This window comes from Mycobacterium sp. (assembly GCF_036273375.1).
Classification (GTDB): Bacteria; Actinomycetota; Actinomycetes; order Mycobacteriales; family Mycobacteriaceae; genus Mycobacterium.
On the sequence record NZ_DASUHS010000147.1, the window covers coordinates 42316 to 51552 of the forward strand.

General features: G+C 66.0%; 7 protein-coding genes. 1 reads left to right on the forward strand and 6 read right to left on the reverse strand.

Features of this window, described 5'->3' with window-relative positions; translation table 11 throughout:
• Window positions 1-102: 102 nt before the first annotated feature.
• Genes pgl through tkt form a run of 5 tightly spaced genes read right to left on the reverse strand, consistent with a single transcriptional unit; the run spans window position 103 to window position 6523 of the window.
• A complete protein-coding gene (gene pgl, locus VFW69_RS14100) occupies window positions 103-846 on the reverse strand; it encodes a 6-phosphogluconolactonase (RefSeq protein ID WP_526502133.1) in 744 nt (247 codons plus the stop codon).
• Entirely contained in the window at window positions 843-1754 is a 912-nt protein-coding gene (gene opcA / locus VFW69_RS14105) for a glucose-6-phosphate dehydrogenase assembly protein OpcA (RefSeq protein WP_526502134.1), read from the reverse strand. The genes pgl and opcA overlap by 4 nt, the downstream gene beginning before the upstream one ends.
• Complete coding sequence (gene zwf, locus VFW69_RS14110; protein ID WP_526502135.1) at window positions 1754-3298, reverse strand: glucose-6-phosphate dehydrogenase; 1545 nt, start codon at window positions 3296-3298, stop codon at window positions 1754-1756. The genes opcA and zwf overlap by 1 nt, the downstream gene beginning before the upstream one ends.
• Window positions 3295-4416, reverse strand: coding sequence for a transaldolase (gene tal / locus VFW69_RS14115; RefSeq protein WP_526502136.1), 1122 nt, complete (start codon window positions 4414-4416; stop codon window positions 3295-3297). Before tal ends, zwf begins: the two co-directional genes overlap by 4 nt.
• Window positions 4417-4432: 16 nt before the next feature.
• The gene (gene tkt, locus VFW69_RS14120; protein WP_526502137.1) at window positions 4433-6523 is read right to left on the reverse strand and encodes a transketolase; all 2091 of its coding nucleotides are present in this window, start codon (window positions 6521-6523) and stop codon (window positions 4433-4435) included.
• A gap of 257 nt (window positions 6524-6780) precedes the next feature.
• On the opposite strand from tkt, the gene VFW69_RS14125 reads away from it, so the two are divergent.
• Window positions 6781-7707, forward strand: coding sequence for a heme o synthase (locus VFW69_RS14125; protein ID WP_526502138.1), 927 nt, complete (start codon window positions 6781-6783; stop codon window positions 7705-7707).
• Between the two features lie 180 nt (window positions 7708-7887).
• Here VFW69_RS14125 and VFW69_RS14130 read toward each other — a convergent pair whose 3' ends face one another.
• Window positions 7888-9123 carry a DDE-type integrase/transposase/recombinase gene (locus VFW69_RS14130; RefSeq protein WP_526502145.1) on the reverse strand — a complete coding sequence of 412 codons (1236 nt, stop codon included), beginning with the start codon at window positions 9121-9123 and terminating at the stop codon, window positions 7888-7890.
• Window positions 9124-9237: the final 114 nt, after the last annotated feature.

The following is a 9237-nucleotide window of genomic DNA, read 5'->3' on the forward strand; positions in this document are numbered from 1 at the left end:
CCCGGCCGGGGCGCGCGGGAGCCCGAAGGCATGCACGACGTCGAAAGCGCTGGCGAATCGTGGGACCGCGTCGCCTGGCCGGACGTGACCGTCAGCTGCGCTCTAAGAGCGTGACGGCAGCTTGGCCGCGGCGTCCTCATCGAGCAGCCACAGGGTGGTGTCCTGCCCGACCGCCCCGGCCGCCGGCACCGAGACGGGTGCGGCGCCACCGATGGCGGCGGCGACCGCATCCGCCTTGCCGCCGCCGGAGACCATCAGCCAGACTTCGCGAGAACGGGCAATGGCGGGCAGCGTCAAGGTGATTCGCTGCGGCGGCGGTTTGGGGGAGTCGTCGACCGACACCACCATGCGGGTGGTTTCGAGCACTGCCGGGGTGTCGGGAAACAGCGAGTTGATGTGACCCTCGGGGCCCATCCCCAGCAGGTGCACGTCGAAATTCGGAACCGGCTCGCCGGGTGCGGCATTGGCGGCCAGCAACTGCTCGTAGGCCAGCGCCGCCGCGGCGAGATCATTGCCGAATTCCCCATCGCTGGCCGGCATCGGATGCACCTGGCTGGACGGGATGTCGACGTGGGAGAGCAACGCGGCCCGTGCCTGCTTGTCGTTGCGCTCGTCGTCGTCCTCGGCCACGTACCGTTCGTCGCCCCAGAACAGGTGCACGGATGCCCAGTCGATCTCTCGTCCCACCAACGACTGCAACAGCCCGATGCCGGTGCCGCCGCCGGTCAGCACGATGAGCGCCCTGCCGCGGGCCGCCACGGCGTTCGCGATGGTATCGGTCAGTCGCGCGGCGGCGGCTTCGACCATGGTCTGGCTATCCGGGAAAATTTCGATGCTGGTGCTCACACGTATTGCACTTTCTCGATGCCTTCGAGCGCTGATTGGTAAATCTCGTCGGGATCCAGCCGGCGCAGGTCTTCGGCGAGGCACTCACCGGTTTCCCTGCGCGCCAGAGGAAGTAGGGCGTCCGGTCGGGACGTGCGGCTCAACGTGGCCGTCCGTCCTTCCTGGGGCCTGCTCAAGACGACAGTTTCGCTCTTGCGATCCAGTTCGATCTTGAGCTCGCCGACCGCCCGGCGCACCGGGCCGTCGATACGACTCGCCAGCCACCCGGCCAGGACGTCCAGGGCGGGCTCGGTCGCCAGACCGGACACCAGCGCCGACTCGATCGGTTCGTGCGGCGTCAGGTCGACGGCCGAGGTGAGCAGCGCGCGCCAGTAGGTGATGCGCGCCCAGGCGAGGTCGGTGTCACCCGCGGTGTATCCGGGCAGTCGGCTCTTGATGGCCGCCAACGGGTCCACCCCGTTGGTCGCGTCGGTGATACGCCGAATCGCCAACCGGCCCAAGGGATCTTGCGCGGGTACGGCCGGCGCGACATCGGGCCACCAGACCACCACCGGGATGTCGGGCAGCAGGAAGGGGGTGACCACGCTGGCGGCGTGGCCGGACAACGCCCCGGACAGCCGAAGCACCACGACTTCGCTGGCGCCGGTGTCACCGCCGGCGCGCAACTGCGCATCCAGGCGCGGCTTGTCCGCGTACGGATTGCCCCTCATCGTCACGATGATCCGGCTGGGGTGTTCATGGCTGGCGTCGTTGGCCGCCTTCAGCGACTCTTCGAAAATCTCCTCGCTGTCCGGCGCGATGATCAGGGTGAGCACCCGGCCCATCGCGACGGCACCGACGTTTTCCCGCAGTTCGTCGAGTTTCTTGTTGACCGCCGTGGTGGTGGCGTCCGGCATATCAATGATCATCAGGGCCGCCGCCATTCCCGGTCGGTGCGGCGCAGCATCTCGAACGCCGAGTCCGGACCCCAGGTGCCCGACTCGTACGGCTCGGGCTTACCGCCCGCCGCCCAGTTGTTGAGCACCGGATCGAGTATGTCCCAAGCCAATTCGACCTCTTCGTTGACCGGAAAGAGGGACGGCTCGCCCAGCAGCACATCAAGGATCAGCTGTTCGTAGGCCTCCGGCGATTCCTCGGCGAACGCCGAGCCGTAGGAGAAGTCCATGTTGACGTCGCGGACCTCCATCGCGGTGCCCGGCACCTTGGACCCGAACCGCAGCGTCACGCCTTCGTCGGGCTGGACCCGGATCACCATCGCGTTGGTGCCCAGCTCGTCGGTCATGGTCGCATCGAACGGCAGATGCGGCGCACGCTTGAAGATCAGCGCGATCTCGGTCACCCTGCGGCCCAGGCGTTTTCCGGTACGCAAGTAAAAGGGAACACCGGCCCAGCGGCGGGTGTCCACCTCGAGGGTGATGGCGGCGAACGTCTCGGTGGTCGAATCCTTGGCGAACCCTTCTTCGTCGAGCAGCCCGACAACCTTCTCGCCGCCCTGCCAGCCCGCGGCGTACTGGCCACGGCTGGTCGTCTCGTCGAGAGGCTCGGCGAGGTGGGTGGCCGAGAGCACTTTGATCTTCTCGGCTTGGAGCGCCGACGGGCTGAAGCTGACCGGCTCCTCCATCGCGGTCAGCGCCAGCAGCTGCATCAGGTGGTTCTGGATCACATCGCGCGCGGCGCCGATGCCGTCGTAGTAGCCGGCCCGACCGCCCAGGCCGATGTCCTCGGCCATGGTGATCTGCACATGGTCGACGTAGTGCGCGTTCCAGATCGGGTCGAACAACTGATTGGCGAACCGCAGCGCCAGGATGTTGCGGACGGTCTCCTTGCCCAGGTAGTGGTCGATCCGGAACACCGACTCTTCGGGAAAGACCGCGTTGACGGCCTTGTTCAGTGCCTGTGCGCTTTCCAGGTCGTGACCGAACGGTTTCTCGATGACCACCCGGCTCCACCGCTCGCCCTGCGGGCGCGCCAAACCCGACTTGTGCAACTGCTCGCACACCACCGGAAAGGACTTGGGCGGGATCGCCAGATAGAAGGCGTGGTTGCCGCCGGTGCCGCGCTCGGCATCCAGCTTGTCCAACGTCTCGGCCAGCCGGCCGAACGCCTCATCGTCGTCGAAAGCGCCTGGCACGAAACGGAACCCCTCGGCCAGCCGATCCCAATTCTCCTGCCTAAAGGGTGTGCGGCAGTGTTCCTTGACCGCCTCGTGCACCACCTTGCCGAAATCCTGGGTGCTCCAATCCCGGCGGGCGAAGCCCACCAGGGAGAAGCTGGGCGGCAGCAGACCGCGATTGGCGAGGTCGTAAATCGCCGGCATGACCTTCTTGCGGGCCAGGTCGCCGGTCACGCCGAAGATCACCATCCCGCACGGCCCCGCGATCCGAGGGAGCCGCTTATCGCGCTTGTCCCGTAACGGGTTATGCCATTGCTGCGCGGTGCGGGCCGGGCTCATTTGGAGGTGGAATCCAGCTGCTTCTGCGTTTCCTCCATCAGCTCCGTCCACGAATCCACGAACTTCTCCACACCCTCGTTCTCCAGCGCCTTGAAAACGTCGGTGAGGTCGAGGCCGATTTCCGAAAGCTTGTCGAACACTTCCTGCGCGGCGTCGGCGGTGCCGGTGACTGTGTCACCCTTGATCTCGCCATGGTCGGCGACGGCGTCAATCGTCTTCTCCGGCATGGTGTTCACCGTGTTCGGCGCCACCAGCTCGGTGACGTACAGGGTGTCGGAGTAGTCGGGATTCTTGACGCCCGTCGACGCCCACAGCGGACGCTGAACCCGGGCCCCGTCGGCCTTGAGCGCCTCAAAGCGATCGCCGCCCTCAAACACCTCCTGGTAGGCCGCGTACGCCAGGCGCGCGTTGGCCACACCGGCCTGACCCGCCAGCGCCTTCGCATCGTCGGAGCCGATCTTCTCCAACCGCTTGTCCACCTCGCTGTCCACCCTCGACACGAAGAACGAAGCGACGGAATGGATCTTGGACAGGTCGTGGCCGACCTCCCGGGCCTTCTCCAGGCCGGCCAGGTAGGCGTCCATCACCTGGCGGTGCCGTTCGACGGAGAAGATGAGCGTGACGTTGACCGAAATCCCTTCGGCCAGAACCGCGGTGATGGCCGGGACACCGGCCTTGGTGGCCGGTATCTTGATGAACAGGTTCGGACGGTCGACGATCTTCCACAGCTCGACGGCCTGCGCGACGGTCTTGTCGGTCTCGGCCGCCAGGCGCGGGTCGACCTCGATGGACACCCGACCGTCCACGCCGTCAGACGCCTCCCACTCACGCTTCAAGACATCACAGCCGTTGCGGACGTCGTCGGTGGTGACCGTGCGGATCGTGGCGTCGACATCGGCGCCGCGCTCGGCCAGCTCTGCGATCTGACCTTCGTAGGCGTCGCCCTCGGCGAGCGCCTTCTGGAAGATCGACGGGTTGGTGGTCACGCCGACAACGCTTTTCGTGTCGATCAGCTCTTGCAGGTTTCCCGACTGCAGCCGCTGACGCGACAGGTCGTCAAGCCAGACAGATACGCCGGCGGCGGACAGCGCCGCCAGATTCGGGTTCTGAGCGGTCATCTGAATTACCCTTTCCTCAATTATCCACAACTTCTTCCGCGGCGGCCGCGACGGCTTCGGCGGTGAAGCCGAATTCACGGAATAAGGTCTCGTAGTCGGCGGATTCGCCGTAGTGCTCGATCGAGACGATCTTGCCGGTGTCACCGACCAGCTTGTGCCAGCTCTGCGCGACGCCGGCCTCGACGGCCACCCTGGCCGACACGGTCGGCGGCAGCACGCTGTCGCGGTAGTCGTCGGACTGGGACTCGAACCATTCGACGCACGGCATGGACACCACCCGCGCCACGATGTCCTTGTCCGCCAACAACTTCTGCGCCTCGACCGCGAGCTGAACCTCCGAACCGGTGGCGATCAGCACCACGTCGGGGTCGTCTCCACCCTGGTCACCCAGGATGTAGCCGCCCCGGGCGACGCCGTCGGCGCTGGTGCCCTCGAGGGTCGGCACATTTTGGCGGGTCAGGATCAGCCCGACGGGGCCGCTGCCGTTGCCGCGGGCCAGGACAGTCCGCCAGGCATAGGCCGTCTCGTTCGCGTCGGCCGGGCGCACCACCGACAGGTGCGGGATGGCCCGCAGTGCCGCGAGGTGCTCGATCGGCTGGTGCGTCGGGCCGTCCTCGCCGAGACCGATGGAGTCGTGGGTCCACACGTAGATGGTGTCGATGTCCATCAGCGAGGCCAACCGCACCGCCGGCCGCATGTAGTCGGAGAACTGCAGGAACGTGCCACCGTAGGCGCGGGTCGGGCCGTGCAGCACGATGCCGGACAGGATGGCGCCCATCGCGTGTTCGCGAACACCGAAGTGCAGCGTGCGGCCGTACCAGTGCGCCGTGTAGTCCTTGGTCGAAATAGACGGCGGCCCAAAGGAATCGGCGCCCTTGATGGTGGTGTTGTTGCTGCCGGCCAGGTCGGCCGAACCGCCCCACAGCTCCGGCAGTTTCGGCCCGATCGCGTTGAGCACCTCGTTGGAGGCCTTGCGCGTGGCGATCGGGTCGGAACCGGGTTCCCAGTGCGGCAGGTCGGCGTCCCAGCCGTCGGGCAGCTCCTCGGCGGTCAATCGGTCCAGCAGCGCCTTACGTTCGGGTTGGCCCTGTGCCCAGGCGTCGAAATTTGCCTGCCATTTCTCGTGGGCTTCCTTGCCGCGGTCCACCAGCTTGCGGGTGTGGGCGATCACCTCGTCGCGCACTGCGAACTTCTTGTCCGGGTCGAAGCCGAGGATCTCCTTGACGGCGGCCACTTCCTCGTCACCCAGGGCCGCGCCGTGCGCCTTGCCCGTGTTCATCAGCTTGGGCGCGGGATAGCCGATGATGGTGCGCAGCGAGATGAACGACGGCCGGTCGGTGGCCGCCTTGGCGTTGGCGATGGCCTCCTCAATCGCGACGACGTTCTCGCCGCCCTCGATCTCCTGTACATGCCAGCCGTAGGCGCGGTACCGCGCGGCGGTGTCCTCACACAGCGCGATGTCCGTGTCGTCCTCGATCGAAATCTCGTTGTGGTCGTAGAAAACGATCAGGTTGCCCAGCTGTTGGACGGCGGCCAGCGACGAGGCCTCCGAGGTGACGCCCTCTTCGATGTCGCCGTCGGAGGCGATGGCGTAAATGAAATGGTCGAACGGGCTGGTGCCCGGGGCGGCGTCGGGATCGAACAGGCCGCGCTCGTAGCGGGCGGCCATCGCCATGCCCACCGCCGAGGCCAGGCCCTGTCCGAGCGGGCCGGTGGTGATCTCAACGCCCTCGGTGTGCCGGAACTCCGGGTGCCCGGGGGTCTTGGATCCCCAGGTCCGCAGCGACTCGATGTCGGACAGCTCCAGGCCGAAACCACCCAGGTACAGCTGCAGGTACAGCGTCAGGCTGCTGTGCCCGCAGGACAGGACGAACCGGTCGCGGCCCAGCCAGTGGGTATCGGTCGGGTCGTGGCGCATCGCCCGCTGGAACAAGGTGTAAGCAAGGGGCGCCAGGCTCATCGCCGTCCCGGGATGGCCATTGCCGACCTTTTGCACCGCATCGGCGGCCAGCACCCGGATCGTGTCGACGGCGGCCGAGTCGAGCTCGGACCAGTCGTCGGGAAGGTGCGGTTGGGTCAGCGTGGAGATCTCTTCGAGTGTCGTCACAGACTCTGTCCTTGGGTCATCGAGCTGATCAATCCCACCCTAGTGCGGGAGGGCCGGCTCTTGCAGCGCAGGATTTCGGGGTACCCACCGCCAGCAGATGTGAAAATTACGCGCCCGTCGAAACCGTTTAACATTCAGTTCGGAAATCTGGGAAAAATCGGCCGTGTGAGGACCCGCGGGCGGGCCATCGCCACAACGCGGTCTACCATCGTGTGTAGTAGATGCTGCGCGCCGCTGCGACCCCGAGGAGTTATTGCGTGAGCGTTCGCGGGCGCGTCGCGCCGAGCCAATTGCCAAGCCGAATACAAGGCGCGGTGCTGGCTTATCTGGCGCTGACCAAACCGCGGGTCATCGAATTGCTGCTCGTGACCGCGATCCCGGCGATGTTGCTGGCCCAGCGCGGCACCGTGAACCCGCTGCTGATCGTCAACACGTTGATCGGCGGAATGCTGGCCGCCGGGGGTGCCAACACGCTCAACTGTGTGGCCGACGCGGACATCGACAAGGTGATGAAGCGTACGGCCCGCCGGCCGCTGGCCCGCGCTGCGGTGCCCACGCGTAACGCCCTGATGCTCGGCCTGGTGCTGACGGTGGCCTCGTTCTTCTGGCTGTGGTGGACGACGAACCTGCTGTCCGGGCTGCTGGCCCTGGCGACGATCGCGTTCTATGTGTTCGTCTACACGCTGCTGCTCAAGCGCCGCACCTCGCAGAACGTGGTGTGGGGCGGCGCCGCCGGCTGCATGCCGGTGATGATCGGCTGGTCGGCCGTCACCGGCACCATCGGCTGGCCCGCGCTGGTGATGTTCGCCATCATTTTCTTCTGGACGCCGCCGCACACCTGGGCGCTGGCGATGCGCTACAAGGACGACTACAAAGCGGCAGGCGTGCCGATGCTGCCGGCCGTGGCGACCGAGCGTCAGGTGACCAAGCAGATTCTGATCTACACCTGGCTGACGGTGCTGGCCACGCTGGCACTGGCGCTGGCGACGGGCTGGCTGTACGCGGCCGTCGCCGTGGCGGCCGGGGTGTGGTTCCTGGCGATGGCCCACCAGCTGTACGCCGGGGTCCGCGCGGGCGAGCCGGTCAAGCCGTTGCGATTGTTCCTGCAATCGAACAACTATCTGGCCGTGGTGTTCTGCGCGTTGGCCGTGGACTCGGCCATCGGCCTGCCGCACCTGTTCTGACTGACGCCCCGACCGGGCGGCTGGGCACAACGGCCACTCCTGTCTGCTGTTCAGGCGGGTGGTGAATTGCCCGCCTCACAGCGACAACCGCCCGCCGTGACGAGTTGATGCTCGAAGGCGGGCAAATGACCGAATGCCCTGTTGCCTCATGTCAATATGCCCGCGATGGTATTCGTTGCCTCAAATGCCGGATGCCCGCGTCAGCTGATCCGTCGCTTCGTTTGCTGGCGCCTTCTTGGGTGGGGTTTTGCGCTGAGGTCCAGCCTTGGTGATAGTCAAGGTGAGTAGCTCATTGATAAGGGCCTGAATGTGGCGTTGCAAGGCAGCAGGATTGATGTCGAGGTAGGCGCGGGTGAGGTCTGCTTTGGCGGTGGTCGGCAAGTTCGGGTGTGCTTGTGCCCGCCGGTGCGGGGTGGCTGCGGTGTCGTGCTTCTTGACGACCTTCGCGCCGTCACGGGCCTTGTAAACGAGTTTTTGCTGGGGGTAGAAGAAGTTGCTCAATAGGGCTTGCAACGTCCAGACCTTGTTCAGTAGCAACAATTCTGCGGGCGTGTCGTAGCGGTGGTAGCCGACGAGGGTGCGCACGGCGGCCCAGTTCTTCTGCTCGACGTGACAGCCGTCGTTCTTGTTGCCGACACGCGAGCGGGTGAAGGTGATCTGGCGCTTGTCGCACCAGTCCAGCAGATGGAAGTTGATGAACTCCGAACCGTTGTCAGAATCGATGCCGCGGATCGGGAACGGCATCACCGCGGTGATGTCGTCGAGGGCGGCCATGACCCATTTGCGGGCCTTGGTGGGCACGCTGCGGTTCTCGGTCCAGCCGGTGGCGACGTCGGTGACCGTCAGCGTCCAGACATGCTCGCCCGCGGCGTGCCCGCCGTCATGGCTGACCAGGTCGATCTCGACGAAACCCGGGACCGCATCGTCCCAGTCGGCCCACGTCCGCACCGGGATCTGACTCTTGAGCAGGGTGCCGGGCTTGGTGCGTGAGCGTCCCCTCGCCAGGTACTTCTTGCGCTCTGGGGCCAACCGGCGATCGATGGTGGCCGCAGACATTTCTGTCAGCAGCTTCGCGGTGTCCTCGTCGATGTCCAACTCGCCGTACCGGCGCAGCACCGACACCAACTCACCCAAAATCGGCGCCAGCCGCTTCCCGGCCGGCATCCCTAGCACCGACCAGCACAACACCAGCGCGGCAACAGCTTTGGGCCCATACTTCGGTGGACGCGGCCGCCGCGTACTCACCAGCTGTGGGCGCCGCGCGAGACGCAACGCTTTCCGCGCATGATCACGATGCCACCCCGTAATAGCGCACAGCTCGTCAAGAATTTTAGCCTTCTCGGCGTTGCCCGCCCGCCGATAGCGGACCGCAATCACCCGCGTCACGGCCGTGCGCTGCGCCAACGTCAACTCCATCATCCCGCGGTAGCTCAGCACGCCCCTTTCGGGCCTCAACGACACGCACCAGGCGGGCAATCTCAAATGAGGCAACGAAAGGGCTAACCGGGCATCTTTAGTGAGTCAACGCGA